At 69.7% G+C, this 21,824-nt stretch carries 20 protein-coding genes; 6 read left to right on the plus strand and 14 right to left on the minus strand.

The genetic code is table 11. The features are described from left to right. Positions 1-255: 255 nt before the first annotated feature. Together H0E82_RS11950 and H0E82_RS11955 are read left to right on the plus strand one after the other, a co-directional pair. Complete coding sequence (locus H0E82_RS11950) at positions 256-1,464, plus strand: DesA family fatty acid desaturase (RefSeq protein WP_180545788.1); 1,209 nt, start codon at positions 256-258, stop codon at positions 1,462-1,464. 29 nt (positions 1,465-1,493) lie between these two features. Next, a complete protein-coding gene (locus H0E82_RS11955) occupies positions 1,494-1,817 on the plus strand; it encodes an EF-hand domain-containing protein (protein WP_425600343.1) in 324 nt (107 codons plus the stop codon). A 231-nt stretch (positions 1,818-2,048) separates the two neighbouring features. Here H0E82_RS11955 and H0E82_RS11960 read toward each other — a convergent pair whose 3' ends face one another. The 4 genes from H0E82_RS11960 to H0E82_RS11975 form a co-directional block, all read right to left on the minus strand. Beyond that, a complete protein-coding gene (locus tag H0E82_RS11960; RefSeq protein ID WP_180545691.1) occupies positions 2,049-2,567 on the minus strand; it encodes a hypothetical protein in 519 nt (172 codons plus the stop codon). 218 nt (positions 2,568-2,785) lie between these two features. Continuing rightward, positions 2,786-4,561, minus strand: coding sequence for a sodium:solute symporter family protein (locus H0E82_RS11965; protein ID WP_180545692.1), 1,776 nt, complete (start codon positions 4,559-4,561; stop codon positions 2,786-2,788). Between the two features lie 12 nt (positions 4,562-4,573). Further along, a complete protein-coding gene (locus H0E82_RS11970; RefSeq protein WP_180545693.1) occupies positions 4,574-4,831 on the minus strand; it encodes a DUF4212 domain-containing protein in 258 nt (85 codons plus the stop codon). 190 nt (positions 4,832-5,021) lie between these two features. Beyond that, the gene (locus H0E82_RS11975) at positions 5,022-6,392 is read right to left on the minus strand and encodes a DcaP family trimeric outer membrane transporter (protein ID WP_180545694.1); all 1,371 of its coding nucleotides are present in this window, start codon (positions 6,390-6,392) and stop codon (positions 5,022-5,024) included. A gap of 210 nt (positions 6,393-6,602) precedes the next feature. Between H0E82_RS11975 and acs the strand changes: the two genes are divergently transcribed. Both acs and H0E82_RS11985 read left to right on the plus strand, forming a co-directional pair. Further along, the gene (gene acs / locus H0E82_RS11980; RefSeq protein ID WP_180545695.1) at positions 6,603-8,561 is read left to right on the plus strand and encodes an acetate--CoA ligase; all 1,959 of its coding nucleotides are present in this window, start codon (positions 6,603-6,605) and stop codon (positions 8,559-8,561) included. Between the two features lie 198 nt (positions 8,562-8,759). After that, complete coding sequence (locus H0E82_RS11985) at positions 8,760-9,425, plus strand: response regulator transcription factor (RefSeq protein WP_180545696.1); 666 nt, start codon at positions 8,760-8,762, stop codon at positions 9,423-9,425. A gap of 367 nt (positions 9,426-9,792) precedes the next feature. Here H0E82_RS11985 and H0E82_RS11990 read toward each other — a convergent pair whose 3' ends face one another. Further along, the gene (locus H0E82_RS11990) at positions 9,793-11,106 is read right to left on the minus strand and encodes an amidohydrolase family protein (RefSeq protein ID WP_180545697.1); all 1,314 of its coding nucleotides are present in this window, start codon (positions 11,104-11,106) and stop codon (positions 9,793-9,795) included. Beyond that, on the minus strand, positions 11,103-12,482 hold the full coding sequence (locus H0E82_RS11995; RefSeq protein WP_180545698.1) for an amidohydrolase: 1,380 nt from the start codon (positions 12,480-12,482) through the stop codon (positions 11,103-11,105). Before H0E82_RS11995 ends, H0E82_RS11990 begins: the two co-directional genes overlap by 4 nt. A gap of 168 nt (positions 12,483-12,650) precedes the next feature. Here H0E82_RS11995 and H0E82_RS12000 point away from each other — a divergent pair, with 168 nt between their 5' ends. Beyond that, positions 12,651-13,427 carry an AMP nucleosidase gene (locus H0E82_RS12000; protein ID WP_180545699.1) on the plus strand — a complete coding sequence of 259 codons (777 nt, stop codon included), beginning with the start codon at positions 12,651-12,653 and terminating at the stop codon, positions 13,425-13,427. Positions 13,428-13,496: 69 nt separating this feature from the next. On the opposite strand, the gene H0E82_RS12005 is transcribed toward H0E82_RS12000, so the two are convergent. Next, positions 13,497-13,910, minus strand: coding sequence for a hypothetical protein (locus tag H0E82_RS12005; RefSeq protein WP_180545700.1), 414 nt, complete (start codon positions 13,908-13,910; stop codon positions 13,497-13,499). An 87-nt stretch (positions 13,911-13,997) separates the two neighbouring features. On the opposite strand from H0E82_RS12005, the gene H0E82_RS12010 reads away from it, so the two are divergent. Then, on the plus strand, positions 13,998-14,537 hold the full coding sequence (locus H0E82_RS12010; RefSeq protein ID WP_180545701.1) for a DUF924 family protein: 540 nt from the start codon (positions 13,998-14,000) through the stop codon (positions 14,535-14,537). A 13-nt stretch (positions 14,538-14,550) separates the two neighbouring features. On the opposite strand, the gene cls is transcribed toward H0E82_RS12010, so the two are convergent. From cls to H0E82_RS12045, 7 genes are all read right to left on the minus strand, one after another. Further along, a complete protein-coding gene (cls, locus tag H0E82_RS12015; RefSeq protein ID WP_180545702.1) occupies positions 14,551-15,972 on the minus strand; it encodes a cardiolipin synthase in 1,422 nt (473 codons plus the stop codon). Between the two features lie 223 nt (positions 15,973-16,195). Beyond that, entirely contained in the window at positions 16,196-16,360 is a 165-nt protein-coding gene (gene rpmG, locus H0E82_RS12020; protein WP_180545703.1) for a 50S ribosomal protein L33, read from the minus strand. A gap of 10 nt (positions 16,361-16,370) precedes the next feature. Next, complete coding sequence (gene rpmB, locus H0E82_RS12025) at positions 16,371-16,607, minus strand: 50S ribosomal protein L28 (protein ID WP_096209782.1); 237 nt, start codon at positions 16,605-16,607, stop codon at positions 16,371-16,373. A 650-nt stretch (positions 16,608-17,257) separates the two neighbouring features. Continuing rightward, positions 17,258-17,968 carry a DUF2894 domain-containing protein gene (locus tag H0E82_RS12030; RefSeq protein ID WP_219338529.1) on the minus strand — a complete coding sequence of 237 codons (711 nt, stop codon included), beginning with the start codon at positions 17,966-17,968 and terminating at the stop codon, positions 17,258-17,260. Continuing rightward, positions 17,958-18,602: an OmpA family protein gene (locus tag H0E82_RS12035; protein WP_180545704.1), complete on the minus strand. Its 645-nt coding sequence runs from the start codon at positions 18,600-18,602 to the stop codon at positions 17,958-17,960. Before H0E82_RS12035 ends, H0E82_RS12030 begins: the two co-directional genes overlap by 11 nt. After that, positions 18,599-20,950, minus strand: a complete 2,352-nt coding sequence (locus tag H0E82_RS12040) for a DUF802 domain-containing protein (RefSeq protein WP_235974297.1) — start codon at positions 20,948-20,950, stop codon at positions 18,599-18,601. Before H0E82_RS12040 ends, H0E82_RS12035 begins: the two co-directional genes overlap by 4 nt. Positions 20,951-20,960: 10 nt before the next feature. Next, on the minus strand, positions 20,961-21,686 hold the full coding sequence (locus tag H0E82_RS12045) for a DUF3348 domain-containing protein (protein WP_235974298.1): 726 nt from the start codon (positions 21,684-21,686) through the stop codon (positions 20,961-20,963). Positions 21,687-21,824 lie beyond the last annotated feature (138 nt).

The following is a 21,824-nucleotide window of genomic DNA, read 5'->3' on the forward strand; positions in this document are numbered from 1 at the left end:
GCCAAGACTGAACAGCGGTGGTGCGGGCCGACTATGGCACAGGCGTGGCGGCGCGGTGCACGCCGCGAGCGGAATGGACGCGCGAGACGGGTCGTTCTTTCCGCGGGACATCGTCCAGCGGCGGGCCTGCGCGCGCTGAATGCGACGACGGTCTGCAAAGCCTGAGCCGCACACCACCGTACGCGGTCGCAGGGATGGCAAAGCCGCACAGCCGCCCGCATCATGATCCGGGTCCACCTCGATGCGACCGACGCCATGCCCGTTTCCCTGCTCGAATTCCTGTCCGGCGGCCTGCTCCAGTTCGGATGGGGCGCGATGCTGCTCTATCTGCTGGCGGCGACCCAGCTGACGATCTTCGCCGTCACCCTGTACCTGCACCGAAGCCAGGCGCATCGCGGCGTGGATTTCCATCCGGTGATCGCGCATGTGTTCCGGTTCTGGACGTGGCTCACGACGTCGATGATCACGCGCGAATGGGTGGCGATCCATCGCAAGCACCACGCCAAGTGCGAGACCGAGGACGATCCGCACAGCCCGCGCTTCAAGGGCATCAGGACCGTGTTCTGGCAGGGCGTGGAGCTGTACCGCGAGGCGCGCGGCATGCGCGCCGATATCGAGCAGTACGGCAAGGGCGCGCCCGACGACTGGATCGAGCGCAAGGTCTATACCCCGTGGGCGACCTTCGGTCCGACGCTGCTGCTGTTCGTCAGCTTCGCGCTGTTCGGCTTCAAGGGCATCGCGGTGTGGGCGATCCAGATGGCGTGGATTCCGTTCTGGGCCGCGGGCGTCGTCAACGGCCTCGGCCACTGGTGGGGCTACCGCAATTTCGAAACGACCGACACCGCGACCAACCTGACGCCCTGGGGCGTGTGGATCGGCGGCGAGGAACTCCACAACAATCACCACGCGTTCCCGAGCTCGGCGAAGTTCGCCCTGCGCAAATGGGAGTTCGACATCGGTTGGGCGGTGATCCGGGGGCTGGAGATGGTCGGACTGGCGAAGGTGCTGCGCGTCGCACCGTCGTTGGACGTGCGCCCGAACATCCACGTCCCGGATACCGACACGATGCGCGCGCTGCTCACCCATCGGTTCCAGGCGATGACCGACTACCAGCGCAACGTGCTCAAGCCGGCCTTGCGCGAAGAGGCGCAGGCCGCCGGCGCGCGCTTGCGCGCATTGTTGCCGCGGCGCCTGCGCAAGGGTCTGGTCGACGACGGCCGCTGGCTCAAGCCCGATGCACGCGAACAGCTGCAGGCCTGGGTGGCGCAGCGCCCACGGATCCGCACGCTGGTCGAGCACCGCGCCCGGCTGTCCGCGCTGCTCGAGGCACGCTCCCAGAACGCCGGTGAGGCCCTGCAGGCGCTGCAGGCCTGGTGCCGCGAGGCGGAAGCCACCGGGATCCGTGCGCTGCAGGACTACTCGATGCGGCTGAAGGGTTACTCGCTGCAGAGCGCGCGCGTTTGAGCGCGTCCCGCCACCATGGAGCGGGACGCGTGGTCGGGCTGGTCCTGACGTGCGCGGCCGGCGTGGCCGCCGCGCAGGTCACCCAGACCCGCGAGTATCTCGAACACATGGACGCCGACGGCGATGGCCGCGTCTCGCTGGCCGAGTACCAGGCGTGGATGAGCTACGCCTTCGACCGCATGGACCGCAACGGCGACGGCACGCTGGCCGTCGACGAATTGCCTGGCGGCAAGGGCCGTCCGGTCACGCGGGCCGAGCACCTGGCCCGCGTCGCGGCCACGTTCAACCGGCAGGACACCAATCGCGACGGATTTCTCGACACACGCGAGCTGGCCGCGCCGCCGCAGCGCTGAGTCCGCGCGGAGAGGCCCGCGAAGAAGGGGACGTACCGGGCGCGGGCCTTGGCGACGAAGCCGGGCCGCGCGTCCACACGTCCCGTCCGTCATCGTCTGCACGATCGGCCCGGCAGCACCGGTCTTCGGGAGGCGCAAGATCGCCTTGTCTCCCGCACTGCCTGCGCATCCCGGTGACGCCGCGGCCGGGCGCCGTCGTCCAGTGGGCAGGGGCCTGCGCGTTCTGTCGGGTCAGCGGCGGCACGCCGCGCGCAGGACCGGGTCGTCCGGCTGCAGGGCACGCCATGGCGCGTTGGCCAGGGAGCCGTCCTCGGCGAAACGCACCTGATCGACCAGGTCCGCCCGACGACCGCCGGCGCAGTCGAACACGACCCCGAACTGGCGCGCAGGCTCCCAGCGCCCGACCAGCAGCACCTGGGTCAGCACCTGGTCCGGATGCGCCGGATTCCTTCGGTCGAAGCGATGGTCGATCGCGATCAGCCGGTTCACCTGCGGCACCGCGTAGGTCCACGGCCGGTACCACGCGCGGACTTCGTTGGTCGATGCGATCTCCACTTCGGCGGGGTACTGCGCGGTCACGCGATCCAGCCACGAGTACTCCAGCCAAACCGCCATCGCCAGCATGCCGAGGCCGGCGGATGCCGGCATCGCCCAGCCGGGCAGACGCTTGCGCACGACGACGTTGAGCATCAGAACGAGCCCGGCCAGGCCGAAGCCCGCGGCGATGATGGCGATGAACTCGAGCAGCATGGCGGATCCTGTCAGGGCCGCGTCGGCGACCGGGGCGTGTCACATGGAAAAGGGCAATCGTACGTGGCGCGATCGACGCATCGTCGCATTCCCGCCCCCACCCGCGGAGATGGATGCGTCGTTCGCAAGCCGTCGCCGGGGCGCATCGGGGCCCGGACAGAAAACGGCCCGCCCTTCGCATCGCGAAGGACGGGCCGTCCGGTGACGCACTCGCGGGATCAGTGGTGACCCGTGGCCGCACCTGCGCCGCGGGGGACGCGGATGCTTTCGACCAGTTCCTGGATGCGCTCGGGCGTCGGCTTGGTGAACAGCATCGTGACGTAGGCCGCGATGAAGTTGAGTGCCGCGCCCACCGCGCCGAACGACAGCGGGGAGATGCCGAACAGCCAGTTGTCGGGCGTGTTGGGCAGCATGTTGGTCTCCGGAATGAAGAACCAGCCTAGGTACGTGAAGATGTACAGGCAGGTGGAGAGCAGGCCGACCAGCATGCCCACGATGGCGCCGGTGGAGTTCATACGCTTGTAGAAGATGCCCATCATGATCGCCGGGAACAACGAGGAGGCGGCCAGTCCGAAGGCGAGCGCCACGGTTTGCGCCGCGAATCCTGGCGGATTGAGCCCCAGCCACGTCGCCACCATGATCGCCACCGCCATCGAGATGCGTGCCGCGAGCAGTTCCCCCTTCTCCGAGATGTTCGGTTTGAAGGTGGACTTGATCAGGTCGTGACTGATGGCCGACGAGATCGCCAGCAGCAGGCCTGCCGCCGTCGACAAGGCTGCCGCCAGACCGCCCGCGGCGATCAGGCCCACCACCCAGCCGGGCAGCTGCGCGATCTCGGGATTGGCCAGCACCAGGATGTCCTGGTTGAAGGTCACCATCTCGTTGCCCGCCCAGCCGCGCGACTCGGCGACCGCGGCGAACTCCTCGTTCGCACCGTTGTAGTACTGGATGCGACCGTCGCCGTTGAGATCCTCGAACTTCAGCAGGCCGGTCTGTTCCCAGTTGTGCATCCAGTCCGGACGCTCGTCGTAGGTGATCGACGCGTTCTCGGTGCCCTGGGGATAGATCGTGGTGATGATGTTCAGACGCGCCATCGCACCCACGGCCGGGGCCACGGTGTAGAGCAGGGCGATGAACACCAGCGCCCAGCCCGCCGACTTGCGTGCGTCGGAGACCTTCGGAACGGTGAAGAAGCGGATGATCACGTGCGGCAAGCCGGCGGTGCCGATCATCAGCGACATGGTGAACAGCACCATGTTGAGCGTGGAGCCGTGGTGGCCGGTGTAGTCCTGGAAGCCCAGTTCCAGCAGCACCTGGTCGAGCTTGGCCAGCAGCGGCAGGCCCGATTCGGTGTGCGTTGAGAACAGGCCCAGCTGGGGGATGCCGTTGCCGGTGAGCTGCAGCGAGATGAACACCGCCGGGATCGTGTAGGCGATGATCAGCACCACGTACTGCGCCAGCTGCGTGTAGGTGATGCCCTTCATGCCGCCGAGCACCGCGTACACGAAGACCACGCCCGAGGCGATCATCAGTCCGGTCGTCGCATCGACTTCCAGGAACCGCGAGAACGCCACGCCCGCGCCAGTCATCTGACCGATCACGTAGGTCACCGACATGATCAGCAGCGACGCCACCGCCACCAGACGCGCGCTGCGGCTGTAGAAGCGGTCACCGATGAAGTCGGGCACGGTGAACCGGCCGAACTTGCGCAGATACGGCGCCAGCAGCAGGGCCAGCAGCACGTAGCCGCCGGTCCAGCCCATCAGGTAGGTGGAATTGCCGTAGCCGACGAACGCGATGAGGCCGGCCATCGAAATGAACGATGCCGCCGACATCCAGTCCGCGGCGGTGGCCGCGCCGTTGACCACCGGATTGACGCTGCGTCCGGCCGCATAGAACTCGGAGGTGGAGCCGGCGCGGGCCCAGATCGCGATCCCGATGTAGAGCAGGAACGTGCCGACGACGAAGATGAGATTGATGGTGAACTGATCCATGGGTCGCGGTCCTTATTGCTCGTCCACGCCGTACTCGCGATCGAGCCGGTTCATGTACCAGGTGTAGAAGAAGATCAGGGCGATGAAGACCAGGATCGAGCCCTGCTGCGCGAACCAGAAGCCCAGATCGGTACCACCGATGCGGATGCCGCTGAGCAGCGGCCGCAGGATGATGCCGAACCCGAACGAGACCAGTGCCCAGATCGACATGCAGATGCCGATGATCCTGAGATTGGCCTTCCAGTAATTGCTAGCGGTCTTGTCCAACATGAGCGTTCCCCCTCAGAAGACGTGATGGGCGATGGCGGAAGTGCGGTGGGGCGGGGCGGGCGGCGGATGCGTGCGCCGACCGGTCGGAGCTGCGGCGGAGCTGTCGGGCATGCATCGCCTCCCTCGGCGTTGTCGATGAGATCGAAACCGGTCGCGCACGAGCGCCGCCTCCCTGCACCGGCGGCGTCCGTCAGAAGCTGTAGCGGGCCATCGTGTGCAGGCGGATCAGCTCGCCGTCGACGCCGGACTCGAGCGTGCGCTCGCCCCAGATCGCCTCGACGCCGAAGTCGAGCTTGGGCACCGGCGACCAGATCATGTTGGCGTGCAGCGAGTGGACCTTGCGCGTCACGCCGAAGCCGGTCCACGCGGTGTCGTTGTCCCACTCCGAGCGCGCGTAGAAGAGGTTGCCGCGGACCCGCGGGCTGAACACCTGGCGCAGGCCCACGTAGCCCGCCCAGCCGCCGAGCGCGTCGATGTTGCCGGCGCCGTCCACCATCGCATCCTGCTGCACCGTGGCCAGGCCGATGTAGCGGCCGATGCCGTCGCCGCCGCTGATCTGATAGCGCAGATCGGTGCTCTCACCGAGCTTGACCAGGCCGCTGACCGTCGCGCCGAAGCCGGTGTCCGTGCTGTCGGCGCCGGCCACCGGTTCGTACTTGAGCTGGCGCGCAAGACCCGCCACGCTGACGTGGCCCCAGTCGCTCTTGTGGGTGTAGCGGGCCACGACGTCCGGGATCGCGCTGTTGTCGCCCGCGATCACCCGCGCGCCGCCGCCGAAGGGCTGCACGGTGGTCTCGGGGCTCTCCACCGAGACCGTCCACGGGCCATTGGTGTAACGCAGCTGCGGCTGGCGCACGAAGACCACCGCATCGGTCGGGCCGACGAAATCGACCGAGTCGAGCAGGGCGGTGGTGTCCATGAAGTTGGACCACGTCTGGCCGGCCAGCCAGTTGTTGTAGGTCAGATAGGCGTGGCGCAGCGTGGCGCCGTAGGTATTGGTGGCCGCGGTGTTGCCGAGCGCGCCGCCGAAGAAATCCAGTTCGACGCGTGCGCCGAGCCGATCGCCCGAATCCAGGGTTGTACTGGCGTCGAACCACAGCCGCGAGAACTTCAGATGGGCATCGGAATACGTGTCCGGCCCGTTGCCGCCGACCGGAATGGCGCCGGGCACGTAGAAATCGCGCCCTGCCGTGCCCTTGGCGATGTCGCCGTCGGTGGTCTTGGTGACCATCGCATCGGTGCGGATCATGCCGCCCACGGTGAACCTGGTTCCCGGATTGGCGCCCGGAGTGATCGTCGTGGCCTGGATCGGTGCGGCTGCACCGGTGCCGGCAGGCGCAGCGGCAGGCTGCGCGGCCTGGGCGGTACGCACTTCGCTCACCGCGGTCTCGGTCTGCTGTTGCTGCGACACGAGCTGCTGGACCATCTGCTCGAGCTGCGCGACACGCGCTTCCAGCTCGCGCTCCTTGGCGGTCTGGGCGAAGGCCGCGCCCGGCAGCATCAGTGCGGCGAGCACCGCGGTGGCCAGCACGCGCGGCCGTGCCTGGATTGTCTGTGTCATCGCTCCCCTCCCACGGGTTACAAGAAATCGGTTCGCGGCGCAGCGCCGCGGACCGGTCCGTCACGCAGACTGCACCGATGCCGTGGCCGCGCACATTCGCCATTGGTCGATACCCGGATCGCGTGCCGGGGTCCGCTTAGACGAAGGTCTAGGCCGGCGCCACGGCGAATGCGGCACACTGGCCGGACGCGTCACAGAGAGGGCCCCGCGATGTCCAACCCCGCAGAACTCCATCCCGTGCCGTCCGGTTTCGCCGGGCCGGGCACCATCTCCCGCGCCGGCTACGAGCGCGATTACGCGCGGTCCGTGCAGGACCCGGATGCCTTCTGGGGCGAGGCGGCGCGGCGCCTGCAGTGGGACCGGGCGCCCACGCGCGTGCGCAATGTCAGCTTCGATCCGGCCGACTTCCGCATCCGCTGGTTCGAGGACGGCGAGCTCAACGCCAGCGTCAACTGCCTCGACCGCCACCTGGCCGCGCGCGGCGACAAGACCGCGTTGATCTGGGAAGCCGACGATCCGGCGACCGCGCCGCTCGAGGTCAGCTACCGCGAACTGCACGCGCGCGTGTGCCGGCTCGCCAACGCGTTGCGCAATCTCGGGGTCGGCAAGGGCGACCGGGTCACGATCTACCTGCCGATGATCGTCGAGGCCGCGGTCGCGATGCTGGCCTGTGCGCGGATCGGCGCGGTGCACTGCGTGGTCTTCGGCGGCTTCTCGCCCAACTCCATCGCCGACCGTGTCGCCGATTGCGGCAGCAGGCTGATCATCACCGCCGACGAGGGTCTGCGCGGCGGCAAGACCGTACCGCTGAAGGCGAACGTCGACGCGGCGCTGAAGCTGCCCGGCACCAATACGGTGGAGACGGTCCTGGTGGTGCGCCACACCCGCGGCGCGGTCGACATGCAGATGCCGCGCGACCGCTGGTACGACGCCGTCGTCGACAGCCAGCCAGACACCTGCGAGCCCGAGCGCATGAACGCGGAAGACCCGCTCTTCATCCTCTACACCTCGGGATCCACCGGCAAGCCCAAGGGCGTGCTGCACACCACCGGCGGCTATCTGCTCTATGCGAGCTACACGCACGAGGCGGTGTTCGACCTGCGGGACGACGACGTCTACTGGTGCACCGCCGACGTCGGCTGGGTGACGGGCCACAGCTACATCGTCTACGGCCCGCTCGCCAACGGCGCGACCTCGCTGGTGTTCGAGGGCGTGCCCAACTATCCCAGCGTCTCGCGTTTCTGGGAGGTCATCGACCGGCACCGGGTGAGCATCTTCTACACCGCGCCGACCGCCATTCGCGCGCTGATGCGCGAGGGCGAGGCGCCGGTGAAGAAGACCTCGCGCGCCAGCCTGCGCCTGCTCGGCAGCGTGGGCGAGCCGATCAACCCCGAGGCCTGGCGCTGGTATGCCGATGTCGTCGGCGACGGCCGCTGCCCGATCGTCGACACCTGGTGGCAGACCGAGACCGGCGGCATCCTGATCTCGCCGCTGCCCGGCGCGATCGACACCAAGCCGGGATCGGCGACGCGTCCGTTCTTCGGCGTGCAGCCGGCGCTGGTGGATGCCAACGGGACGATTCTCGAAGGCGCGACAGAGGGCAATCTCGTCATCACCGACTCGTGGCCCGGCCAGATGCGCAGCGTCTACGGCGACCACCAGCGCTTCATCGACACCTACTTCAAGGCCTATCCGGGCATGTACTTCACGGGCGACGGCTGTCGCCGCGACGAGGACGGTTACTACTGGATCACCGGCCGCGTCGACGACGTGATCAACGTGTCGGGCCACCGCATCGGCACGGCCGAACTGGAGAGCGCCCTCGTGCTCCACCCCAAGGTCGCCGAGGCGGCGGTCGTGGGCTTCCCGCACGACATCAAGGGCCAGGGCATCTACGCCTACGTCACCCTCAAGGCCGGCGAGGACTACAGTGAGGATCTGCGCAAGGAGCTCGTCCGGCATGTGCGCAGCGAGATCGGCCCGACCGCGTCCCCGGACCACATCCAGTGGGCACCGGGCCTGCCGAAAACGCGCTCGGGCAAGATCATGCGCCGCATCCTGCGCAAGATCGCCGAGAACGCGCCCGATCAGCTCGGCGACACCAGCACCCTCGCCGATCCGTCGGTCGTCGACGCACTGGTCAAGGACCGCTTCATCCCCGGTGCCTGAGTTGCAGATGGAGCTGGCAGCCGTGGACGGCATGGAATGGCGCCCGGGTGCCGTGACGGGGGGGCCGCGGGCCGGGATCGTGTCGGGCGACGCGACGTGGAGCACGCGGCGTCCGCGCATCCCCGGCCGCGGGGTCCAGAGCGCAGTTTGCCCGGTGCCGCCGACCGGCGTATTTCATCGCAGAGAGTCCTCCCGCGCATGACCACCCTGCTGATCGCCGACGACCACCCGCTGTTCCGCGAAGCGCTGCGCGGCGCGATCTCGCGGGCGGTGCCCGAGGCGCGCGTGTGCGAGGCCCACAACGTCGATGCGCTGTATGCGATGGTCGACGCCGAGCCCGACGCCGACCTGCTGATGCTCGATCTCAACATGCCCGGCGTGCACGGCTTCAGCGCGCTGGTGCACCTGCGCGCGCAGTATCCGCAGCTGCCCGTACTGATGGTGTCCGCACGCGAGGAGCCGGCCGTCATGCGTCGCGCGCTCGACCACGGCGCAGCGGGTTTCGTGCCCAAGTCCGCCGATGCCGAAACCCTCGGCCGGGCGGTGATGCAGGTCCTCGACGGCGACCGGTTCGTGCCCGAGGCGGCGGTGTCGGCGCCTGCGGTCACCGCGCAGGAGCACGATGTCGCCGCGCGCCTGCGCGACCTCACGCCCCAGCAGTTCCGGGTGCTGCAGATGCTCGGCGACGGCATGCTCAACAAGCAGATCGCCTACGAGCTCCATGTCTCCGAGGCCACGGTCAAGGCGCACATGACCGCGGTGCTGCGCAAGCTCGGGGCGTCCAACCGCACCCAGGCCGTGCTGATCGCCGGCAAGCTGGCGGTGGACCCGGATCCCGACGAGATTCCGCCCGACGCGCGCTGAGCGCCCGTTGCATCGCTCGCCGGTCGGACAGACGCCTCGCCGACGTGCATCACCGCGAGGCCGCGCACGCGAGCCGGGCCATACGGACGTCCCGGATTCGCGGGAATGAGCGCGTCGGCAAGCCAGATGGAGGAACGCCAACGGAAACGCACGTCGCGACCCGGCATGTGACGGGTCCGCTGCCCGCCTGCACCACGCGCCGTTTCTGATCCTGCGTCGCTGCCATCGGCGACCGTCGCCGCACGCAGTGCCCGGGTCCCTAGACGGCGGCGCCCACCGGCATCCGTGGCCCGCGTGGTCCAGCGCGCCGACGCATGGCCTGCGCCGGCGGTGTCACGCGCCGGGCGCCGCGTCCGGCGGCCCGCACTCAGCGCGTGCGATAGGCCCGAGGCAGACCTCCGTCGCGGGCCGGCGTCACCGGCTGCAGATAGCGGTCGCGCAGTTCGGTCTGGCGCGAGCGCATCGGAATGGCGCGACCGTCGAACCAGACCTGCTCGGCGGTGTGGGCGACATCGAGCGGGTCGCCCGACCACAACACGAGATCGGCCGTGCGCCCGACGGCGATCGTGCCGATCGACGCGCCGAGCCCCAGGACGTCGGCAGGCACGCGGGTGAGCCCGGCAAGACCGGCTTCCCAAGGCAGACCCTGGGCGACCGCGTTGCCGGCCAGCTGGCGCAGCTTGCGCGCGTTGTGCGAGGCGTCGCTCGCCTGCGCGAAGCCCACGCGTACGCCTGCAGCATGCAGGCGCGCGGCGTTCTGCATCGTCGCGCCGAGCTGGTCGAAATCCGCCGGCAGGTTCGCCAGCGGATCGACGAATACCGGCACCCGGGCCGCGGCGAGTTCGCCGGCGACCTTCCAGGCTTCCGCCCCGCCGCGGATCGCGACGGTCAGGCCGTGGCGCCGTGACCAGCGCAGCAGCTGGCGGATGTCGGACGCCCGATGCACGCCGACCACGATCGTGCCGCGGCCGTCGAGATAACCGGCCAGGGCACGCTTGCCGGCGGGCGTCAGCGCCGCGCCCTGCGCATCGGCAGGCAGCCGGCCGCGCGCCTCGTCGACGAGCTGGTCGAGCAGCATCCACTGCGCCGCGCGCGAGGTGCCGCTCTGGCCCGCCGCGCTGCTGCCCAGCGAGAGGTACAGCACCTTCGGCCCCGCGGGATCGAGACTGCCGTCCAGGCGCATCGGCGCGCCCTGGCCGCCGATGATCGAGCTCGCGCTGCCGGCGGAGATCAGCGTGAAGCCGATGCCTTCGACGCGGGCCACCGGGATGACCATGGATTCCGGGTTGAAGGCGAGGCTCACGTCGAACTCGGGCCGCACCGCCATGTCGCTCGCCTCGCCGAGCGACAGGCGATCGTCGCGCGTGGCGCTCTCGCCGGACACCTCCTCGATGCCGAGCCCGGTCACGCCACCGAACAGGGTCGGCGTCAACGGACGGCCGTTGGCCTCCACCACCTGGGCATCGCCCGCCGCCAGGCCGGTGCCGATCGCGGCGATGCGCCCGCCCTGCACCAGCACGTCGGTGTTCTGCAGTGTGCCCTGGGCCCCCGCGGTGTGCACGGTGGCGCCACGGATCAGCAGCGACTGCGCGGTCGCCGGCAGCGCCGCGGCCAGCAGCGCGCACGCCAGCACGCGTGCCATTGCACGGGACACGTTGCGGTTCGAGGCGTGGCGGCTCATCGGGCACCTCCGGTGGCGGCGGCGCCCTGGCCGAGCATGAAGTCCGAGACCGGCTGACGCGCCGGATCGGTGCGGTCGTAGACGTGCGCGCCGTCGATCCAGACCTGTTCGGCGAGCGCATAGACGCTGAAGGGATTGCCGCTCCACAGCACCACGTCGCCCATCTTGCCCGGCGTCAATGTGCCCGTGTGTTCGAGCACGCCGAGGGACTTCGCCGCGTTCTCGGTGAGCCAGCGGATCGCGTGCTCGGGCGCGATCTCGACACCGGCGCGCCGCGCACTGGCGATCACCTTGGCGGCTTCCTGGTTGAGCCGCTGGATGCCCTCGTCGGAATCCGAATGCACGATCGCGCAGCCGCCCGGCGCCCGGTCGACGATCGCGATGTTCTCCTGGATGCCGTCCAGGGCTTCCATCTTGAAGCCCCACCAGTCGGCCCACAGTGCGCCGCAGACACCGTCGGCGGCCAGGCGGTCGGCGATCTTGTAGGCCTCGACGCCGTGGTGGAACGCGGTGACGCGGAAGTCGAACTCCTGCGCCAGGTCCAGCATCTGCACCATCTCGTCGGCGCGGTAGCAGTGGATGTGCACGAGGATGTCGCCGTCCATCGCGCCTGCCAGCGTCTCCAGCTTGAGGTCGCGCTTGCCGGGGGAGTCGCCGGCCTGCTTGGTGCGGTAATCGGCGGCGTCGATCAGCGCCTGCCTGTAGCCGGCCACGTTGCCCATGCGCGTCGCAGGACCGCCCTTCTGGCCGTAGACACGCTTGGGATTCTCGCCGCAGGCCATCTTCAGGCCGTAGGGCGCGCCCGGAAACTTCATGTCCTGCACGGTGAGGGCTGCGATGTTCTTCAGGGTCACGCCCCGCCCGCCGACCAGATTGGCCGAACCCGGCAGGATCTGCAGCGTGGTCACCCCGCCGGCAAGCGCGGCGGAGAAGCCCGGATCCTGCGGCCAGACCGAATGCTCCGCCCAGACCTGGGCGGTGTTGGGTGCGGTCATCTCGTTGCCGTCGCTGTGTGCGCTGGCGCCCGGGCTCGGATAGACGCCGAGGTGCGAGTGCACGTCGATGATGCCCGGGGTCACCCACTTGCCGGTGCCATCGACACGCTGCGCGTTCGCCGGCGCGGCCAGGCCGCTGCCCACCGCCTCGATGCGTCCGTCCTGCAGCAGCACGTCGGCGCCGTCCAGCCGGGTGCCGTCGCCGGTGAGCACGGTGGCGCCGGTGATCAGGACCGGTGCCGATGCGATCGGCACGTAGGTGCTGGCGTATGCCGGGGTGGCGCGCGAGGCCGGCGCATCGGCCGGGCGCGCGGACGTGGCGCTGGTGGCGCAGCCACCCAGCAAGGCGGCCGCGAGGGCGGCGGACAGGACGCGGTACATCGGCAGTTCCCCGGAGCGAAGGTCGACAGGTGTGCCGCGCGACGCGCAACGGCAGGCGGCGTGCGGCGTGCGGCCGCCCGAGTGTACCCGCGCGCGGCGCGCAATCGCGAGCCGGCCGCCGCGCGCGATGACGGATGCGAGAATGCGCCGACGCGAACGGAGACGACGATGAAAGAGAAAGACCAGATCGTGGAGAACTGGCTGCCGCGCTACACCGGGGTGCCGCTGGACCAGTTCGGCGAGCACGTGCTGCTGACCAACTTCGGGGGCTACCTGCATCATTTCGCGCGGCTCACCGGCGCCGAGGTGATCGGCCTCGACCGGCCGATGCCCAGCGCGACCGCCGACGGCATCACCATGATCAACTTCGGCATGGGCAGCCCGAACGCCGCGACGATGATGGATCTGCTATCGGCGGTGATGCCCAAATCGGTGCTGTTCCTCGGCAAGTGCGGTGGACTCAAGCGCAAGAACCAGCTCGGCGATCTGGTGCTGCCGATCGCAGCCATCCGCGGCGAAGGCACCAGCAGCGACTACCTGCTGCCGGAAGTGCCGGCGCTGCCCGCGTTCGCACTGCAGCGTGCGGTCTCGACGATGATCCGCGATCTCGGGCACGACTACTGGACCGGCACGGTCTACACCACCAACCGCCGGGTCTGGGAGCACGACGACGCCTTCAAGGCGCGCCTGCGCGCGATGCGGTGCATGGCCATCGACATGGAAACGGCGACGATCTTCGCGGCCGGATTCGCCAACCGGATTCCGGCCGGTGCACTGCTGCTGGTCAGCGACCAGCCGATGATTCCGGAAGGGGTCAAGACCGAGGCCTCGGACGCCAAGGTGAGCGCGGAATTCGTCGAGCGCCACATCACCATCGGCATCGAGGCGCTGAAGCTGATCCGGCGCCACGGGAAATCGGTGCGGCACCTGCGCTTCGACGAATAGCCGGTGGGATGCGGCCAATGAAAAACGCCCGGCATCGCCGGGCGTTCGTGCGTCGCGGGGCGGCCGGCCTCAGGGCGCGCTCGGCCGGCGCACGGCGTAGATCAGGCCGTCGTCATAGGCCTTGCGCAGGTCCGCCGGCGCGATGGCGATGCGCTCGTTCTCGTCGAACACCACGTCCGTCATGTCGCCGCGCAGGTCCTTGCGCGATTGCGTCTGGCTGCTGAGCGCATGGTTTTCCGTGATCACCACGACGCCGCTGTCCTCGAGTGCGACCACTTTCATCAGGCCGTATGCAGGATCGATGTCCTTGCCGTCCTCGTCGGTGAAACCGTAACCGGAGAATTCGCTGAGCTGGGCGGCATACACGTCGCCGACCGCGGGCGCGGTGATCAGCGCGGTATCGGCCTCTTTCGAACTGCAGGCGCCGAGCGCCAGTGCGCAGAGGAGGATCAGGACCGCGGGCAGAGGGCGAAACAGGCGCATCGGAGCATCCGGCAGTGGAGTGGAGCGCGAGTATAGGCGGGCCGGGCGACGGTCGTCCGGCGCGCGACAACCGGGTAGGCTTGGGCGATGGACACCACATCTCGTGACATCCTCGATTTCTGGATCGACGCCGGCCCGGGCAAATGGTTCAACGGCGGCGAGGCGTTCGACCGCGAATGCGACCGCCGCTTCCGTGAGATCCACTTCACCGCCGCCCGGCGCGAATGCGAGGACTGGCTGGCCACCCCCGAGGGTGGGCTGGCGCTGCTGATCCTGCTCGACCAGATTCCGCGCAACATCTTCCGCGGGAGCGGCCATGCCTTCGCCAGTGACGGCCTGGCGCTGCACTACGCGCGGACGATGGTCGCCGCGGGCGTCGACCGCACCTTCGACGACGACCTGCGTGCCTTCGTCTATCTGCCGTTCGAGCACTCGGAGGCGCTCGCCGACCAGCACGAGTCCGTGCGCCTGTTCGCCGACGTCGACAATGCGGACTACCGGGCCTATGCACAGGCCCACTTCGACGTCATCGCACGCTTCGGCCGGTTTCCGCATCGCAACGCGGCTCTCGGGCGTGCGAATACAGACGACGAGCAGGCCTGGCTCGACGCCGGCGGGGGGTTCTAGAGCGCGCCGGCGCTCACAGGAAGGAGTCGGCGAGCCGCGCGATGCCTTCCAGGCTTCGCCGCCACGCGGGTCGCGTCGACCAGTCCGCCAGCGTGATCTGGGTCGAGTGCGCCAGGTAGTCGGCTTCGATGCGGCGCATCGAAGCGACCACCTCGCGGTCGTAGGCCAGCAGGCCGATTTCGGCATTGAGCGCGAAGGACCGGATGTCGAGGTTGATCGAACCCAGCAGCGCCATGTCGTCGTCCACGCTCATGTGCTTGGCGTGCAGGAAGTGGGGCCGGTACAGGGCGATGCGTACGCCGCTCTCCAGCAGTTCGCCGTAGTAGGCCTTCTGCGCCCATGCGGTCAGCGGCTGGTTGTTGCTCGCCGAGAGGATCAGCTGCACCTCCACGCCAGACAGTGCGGCAATGCGCAGTGCGGTCAGGGTGGCATCGTCGGGCACGAAATAGGGCGTGGCCAGCACCAGCCGCCGGCGCGCCAGATGGATCAGGGCGTTGACGGTGTCGCGCGGATTCTCGAAGGGATAGGCCGGGCCGCTGGGCAGCAGCTGGGTGGCGATGTCGGCGTCGGGCAGGGCGGTGGTCGCCGCCACCTCCAGGCGTTCCCCGGTCTCGATGAACCAGTCGCTGGCGAACACCGCTTCCAGGTGGGCGAGCACCGGGCCCTGCACGCGGGCGACCAGCTCGCGGTTGGGAAATCCCGGGATGAACGTCGCATCGGCCAGGTTCTGCGATCCCACGTGTGCAGCGGTATCGTCGATGACCGCGATCTTGCGATGGTTGCGCAGGTCCATCCGTCCGCTGCGCCGCCACTGCAGGCCGCCCGGCAGCATCGCCCGCACGTCGACACCGGCGGCCCGCAGCCGCTTGGCGTAGCCGCGCAGCCCGCGTCGTGCGCCTACCGCATCGAGCAGGACCCGGCAGCGGACGCCACGGGCGGCCGCGCGTTCCAGTGCCTCCACGATCGCCTCGCCGGTGGCGTCGTCGAACATCAGGTAGTACAGCAGGTGCACGCGGGCACGCGCGCCGTCGATGTCGGCGAGCAGGGCGCGCAGCGATGCGTCGTAGTCGTCGATCAGGCGCAGCGCATTGCCGTGGGTCGGCATGAAATCGCCGAGGCGCTCGAGCAGCGGGGCCATTTCGGCGGATGCCGTCTGCACAGGCGGTGTCCAGCGCAGGGCTTCCAGGGGGCGCTGCTCGTCCCGGATGACCTGCGAGGCCTGCCGCTGCCGCACGATGCGCTGGCGCGAGAGCCAGGGATGACCGAACGCCAGGTACAGCGGCAGCCCGGCCAGCGGCACGAACCCGATCAGCAACAGCCAGCTGCGCGCCGCCGCCGGCCGCGTGCGCACGGGGATCCACATCAGCGCGGCGATGCGGATGACCCAGTCGGTGACGAGCAGCCACAGCCCGAAATTCAATGCCGGCCAGTCCATTCAACGAGTGTGCGGGATCGGCGGGCCAGGCCGCGTCATCCCGATCCGTCCTGCAGGGCCGCCGAGGTCTGTTGCCCGCTGCGTGCAGGCATCCGCCGGCCCCCGGGCCGGCGATTTCCCGGGTCCCGAACGCACGAAACCCGCATCGCGGCGGGTTCCGTGGGGGCGCGATCCCCGCATCGCGGGTGGACCGTCCGGCACGCGCGCTGCGCGTGCGGGTGGATCACTTGATCTTGCCTTCCTTGTACATCACGTGCTTCCGGACGACGGGATCGTACTTCTTGATCTCCATCTTGCCGGGGGTGTTCTTCTTGTTCTTGTCCGTGGTGTAGAAATGCCCGGTGTTGGCCGAGGAAATCAGACGGATCTTGTCGCGCTTGCCTGCCATGTTCTACTCCTCAGACCTTTTCGCCGCGGGCACGAAGCTCGGCGAGGACGACGTCGATGCCGTTCTTGTCGATGGTGCGCAGGGCCTTGGTGGACACTCGCAGCTTGATCCAGCGGTTCTCGCTGGCGACCCAGAAGCGACGCTCATGCAGGTTGGGCATGAAACGGCGGCGGGTCTTGTTCATCGCGTGCGACACATTGTTGCCATGCGTCGTACGCTTGCCGGTGACTTGGCATACTCGGGACATTGCGCACCTCGAAGTGTTTGGTATCGCCCTTAGCCAGGGAGATGGCGGCCCCGATGGCGTGGCCATCGCGCGATACGGGTGGGTGAGGCCTCGTGCCCCGCGGCCGGGAATCGCGCTTCCGGGCCGCCGGTCAGGCCATGTTTCCATGGGCTGGACGCAGCGAGCCGGCCATTCTGCTGAAAATCCCGTTCCCGCGCAAGGCCTTGGACGATCCAGGGGCGCCGCTGCCTGCCGCTGGGCCTGGCGTCATACGCGCAGCCGGCTGACGTCTGCCCTGCGTCGCACAGCAGGAATGCGCTTGCGGTGCTCCGGCCCCCGCGGAATCGCCCATCGAGCCCGCGGCGCTTCTGCAGGGGGCGGTGACCGGGCGTGTCGCGACCGCTTTGTCAGGAACGCGCTCGCGCGAATGGCCTGCGCAGCCATGCCCCGGCGCCCCCGCGGCGCCCCTGCAAACCGGGAGCTCCGGTTCCGGGCACCAGGACCGCCTTGCCCTCGCGCGGGCGCACCGGTCCTCGGGACACCGCCGGTCGCGTCCAGGAACACTCCCGCAGGGAGGGCATGTATGGCGTTCCAAAGTGGGCGCGAAGGACAGGAGTCGGCCACTGCCGACGCGGGTCCGCCTAATCGCCGCGGCCCCGTCCCAGGCCCGGCTATTCCTTGCGCTTCCTCGGCCTGGCCTTGGCCCGCGGCTTGCCGCTGGCGAGCGGGGTGGGTTCCGCGCCCGTCAGCACGCGGGCGTCCTGCAGCGTCTCCAGCCACGAGAGCGTGTCGGCGTAGGCCAGGAACTGCCGCAGGTACTCCGGTGAGAGGCCGCGCATCAGGGTCAGCGCGCGATGCACGAGACGGCCGGAGTTCAGCGGTCCGGCATCGTCGGTCGGCGGCTTCAGCGAGCGGCGCACCTGGTTGCCGGTGCGCAGCGCCGACCAGAGCTGGCGGAAGTCCTCGAGTGCGGGCAGCTCGGGATAGGCCGCGCGCTGCAAGTGGAACGCGTCGTGCCCGCCCGCGTTCGGCGCGTCGGCGGCCATCGCCTCGAGCAGGGCGCCGAGCGCGGACGCGTCCGGTCCGCGCTTCGGGATCGCCGGCGCTCCGGTCCGCCTGAGTGAACCGGCCTGCACGTCGTCGTCCGTCGCATCGGCCTGCGGACGCGCGCTCGCTGCCCCCTGACCGTCCGGCCCGTGCCCATCGGCCTGCACCAGCGTCGCGAGTCTGGCCTCGAGCGCCTGACGCGCAGGGCCGGTGCGTGCGGCTGCCCGTCGTTGCAGCGCGGCGATGCGATGGAAGCGCACCGGGTCCGTACGGTCGGCGCCCCGTGCACGCCAGGCGTCGAGCAGCGCGTCGATGTCGATGCGATCAGCGGCCATCGGGCTGGGCGGCGGCCTGCGGGCGGGGCACCGGTGCCATCTCCACGCGCCGGTTCTGCGCGCGGCCTTCGGCGTCGTCATTGGAGCCCACCGGCTGCTGCGCGCCGAACGCGGCGGCGAACACCGAATCGGCCGGGACGCCGGCGGCGATCAGGCCGCGGGTCACGTTCAAGGCGCGTTGCGCCGAAAGTTCCAGGTTGTCGGCGAAGCGGTTGCCGTCGCGCACCAGGCGGTCGTCTGTGAAGCCGCTGACCATCAGGATCTCGTCACGCGCCGAGAGGTATTCGGACACCGGCGCGGCCAGGCTCTGCAGCAGTTCGCGGCCCCCGGCCTGCAACTGGTCGGAGGCGTCGGCAAACAGCACGCTGCCGCGGATGCCGATGCGGCCGTCGACCAGGGTGATGCGGCCCGCGGCCAGCGGTGCGGCCAATGCCTGCTCGAGCGTCTGCCGGCGCTTCTCTTCCGCCTCGCGCTGCGCGATCTCAGCGTCCAGCTTCATTTCCAGCTGCAGCTGCACACCGATCACGCCGACCAGGATCAGCACGAACACGCCCAGCAGCACCGACATCAGGTCGCCGAAGGCGGCCCAGATCGGCGCGGTCGACTCGTGATCGCCCTCCAGCTCGACGCTCATGCGGAGACGGCCCGCGAGGCGCCGAGCTGCTGCAGGTCTTCGATGATCTGCTTCTGCGCCAGCACGCTAAGATCCACGACCTCGCGCGCCTGGGCCACGTAGTACGCCAGCTGCTCGTCGCTGCGCGCCAAAGATTTCTCCAGTGCGTCCTCGATGCCCTGCAGGCGCGCCGCGAGCTGCTGGTTCGATTCGCCGAAGACCTCGACCGCCGCGCCGAAGGCCTCGCCGAGACTCGCCACTTCGGCCGCGCCGACGCTGAGCGTCGTCGCCACGCCGTCGAGCTTGCCGGTCTCGGCAGTGATGTGATCGGTGAAGCGCGTGCCCACGCGTTCCAGCAGATCCGCCGAAGTCGCGACCAGTGCATCGATCGCCGCGCGCTGCTCGGTCGAGGCGTGATTCACTGCGCTGAGCAGCGTGTCGAGCGTCGACAGCATCTGCGTGCGCTTCTCCAGCATCGCGGTGTCGCGCACCATGCTCTCCGAAAGCGACTGCCGCAGTTCGGAGATGACCTCGGCGGCCGCGCGCGGCGCCTCGGAAGCGGTGTCGACCAGGCGCGAGATCTCGGCGATGGTGTCGCTGGCATGCGTCTTGGTCTGCGCGCCGATGGTGTCCGCGGTGCGTGCGAGGGTGTCGCAGATCACCTGCTGCTGGCGTGTGGTCTCGGCGCCGGCCTGTGCCCAGTCCTCGCGCAGCGCGGCGCCCATCGCGGTGAGGCTGTCGGTCCAGGCGGCAAGACGCTGCGCGTCCTGCGCGGCGAGCGCGGTCTGCAGCTCGGCGTGCGAGGCGTCCACCTTCTGCAGCAACGCTGCCGAGTGCGTCTCGAACGTCGCCGCGGCGGCGGTCAGCGCCTGCTGGTGCTGCGCGCTCATCGCCTCATTCGTTGCGGCCTGCTTGTCGAGTGCTTCGGTCCAGGCCGCGCTGACGCTGCCGGCGGTCGCATCGAGACGCGTGGCCACGCCGTCGACCAGTGCGGTCGCGCGCTTCGCAAAGGTCTCGCCGACATCGTCGAGCGTGCTCCGCAGATCGGCGGTCAACGCGGCATGTGCCGCCTGCTGCGCGTCGAGCGCGGCCTGCCAGCGCTCGGCCACGCCTGCGGTCGAGGCGTCGAAGCCGGCGGTGAGCGCCTGCAACTGCCGGTCGATGGCGCCGGTCACGGTGGCGTGCAGCGCGGTGGTCTGCGCGGTCGTCGCATCCAGGCGCGCAGCGACATCGCCGAGCAGACCGCTCGCGCGCTGCTCGAACGTCGTGTTGAAGCCGTCGAGTGCGCTGCGCAGGTCGCGCGCCAGGGTGTCGTTCGTGGCCTGCTGGCCATCCACGGCCTGCTGCCAGCGCTCGCTCACGCGTGCGGTCGAGGCGTCGAAGCCGGCGGTCAGCGCGGAGAGTTGGCGCTCCACCGCATCGGCAACCGTGGCCTGCAGCGCCGATGTTTCCCGCGACAGTGCGGCCATCGTGGTTTCGAACACCGGTTGCAGCGCGGCCGTCGCGGCGCGCGCACTGTCGGCCACGCTGGTCTGCAGCGCGCGTTCCACCGAGGCGGCCAGCTGCGTGTACACCGCTTCGGTGCGGGTGTGGAAGGCGTCCTGGCTGGCGGCCTGGCGCTCGCCGCTGGCCGCGCTCTGCTGCTCGATCGTCGCCATCATCGCGCCCAACCGCTCCACCAGCGCCGGCATCACCTCGGTCTGCTGCTGCAGCAGGCGCAGCGTCTCCGCGCGCTGGTGCGCCTGCGAATGCGTGCGCAGCGTGGTGGCCGCCGCCACGTCCAGCTGCTGCACGACGTGGGCGCGGTCGCGGCGAAGCAGCGCCGAGGCCAGGCCCAGCATCGCCGAGGTGGCGATGCCCGCGATCGACGTGCCGAACGCGACGCCGAGGCCCTTGATCGGCGCGGCCAGCGAATCGCGAATGGCCTGCAGATCGGTCGCTGTCTCCAGCGCCATGCCGGTGCCGCGCAGCATCACCATCATGCCCAGCAGCGTGCCCAGCATGCCCAGCAGCACCAGCATGCCGACCAGATACGGCGTGAGCGCCGGCACCGGCAGTGCGACGCGCTCGCCCTCGATACGCAAGCGCACCGCATTGCGCAGGCCGGCATCCAGCCCGTCCAGCCAGGTGTCCAGCGATGCCGGCGGTTCGCGCAACTGCGCCACGCCATCGGCCAGCGTGGTCGTCGCCCGCCTGTAGCGCAGCAGTTCCAGGCCACCGGCGATGTAACAGGCGCCGATCAACAGCGCGGCGGCCAGCGCCAGCGTGTTCGAGCCGATGTAGCCGATCGCGATCCAGCCCACCACGGCCAGGCCGAGGGCGAACGCGAACCCGGGAAGAAAAGCGGTAATGCGACTGCGTGAGGACATAAGCACTGCGTCAGTGGGTGCGAAGCGCTGCGAGCAGCCCCTCGACCGGTTGGAAACGGACATCCAGCTCGGCGATCAGCACGCCCCGCATGTCCCTGCGAAAACCTTCGAGCCAGGCCGCGGACGGATCCGCGGCCGCCGTCCCTGCGGCGGCGCGCAGCCGCTCGAAATGCGCCTCGAGCAAGGCCGGCACTGCACCGAGCAAGGCCTGCTCGCGCGGGCTCAGCGCGCCCTCCATCACCGCGTCCACCTCGGCCAGCCGCGCCGTCTCGGCAGAACGCTGCGCCAGCCGATCGCGCAGATCGCCGCGCAGCCGGCCCGTCGCGATCAGCATCGAGCGCTGCAGCGCCAGATGCCGCTGGCGGAAGGGCGCGAAGTCCACCGGTGCCGGCGGCTCCGCGTCAGCATCGTCGGATGACCCGACCGCCTGCGGCTGCGGGACCGCCAGCTCCGGTGCACCGGTGATCGATGCCAGCAACGTCGCCCGCGTCTTCGCGCAGGCGGCCGCTTCATCACGATCAAGGACTTGCGCGCCGTGTTCAGCCTCGGCCGGCTTCGCATCCAGCGCCTTCGACAGCACCACTGCCCGCGTCCAGTCGATCCACTGGCTCAAGCGTTCCGCCGGCGCCGGGCCGCCCTGCGGCAGGGTTGCGTCGGTCAGACGGGCCAGCAGCCGGATGAAGGTCGGGCCGCGGAAGGCAGGGCGGGGCAGGGAATCCAAGGAGGCGGCGCGCAAAAGACGGCGATTTTACAGCGCCGGGCAGGCGCGCCGGTACGTGCCGCAAGCGCCCGCCCCGAAGCCGCCGGCTACCGCGCCTCGGCACCATCGCTGGCGATCTGCGCATGGGCGTGGTCACGTCCCGTGCGTATCGCA

The organism is Luteimonas deserti, assembly GCF_013425765.1.
Taxonomy (GTDB): domain Bacteria; phylum Pseudomonadota; class Gammaproteobacteria; order Xanthomonadales; family Xanthomonadaceae; genus Luteimonas; species Luteimonas deserti.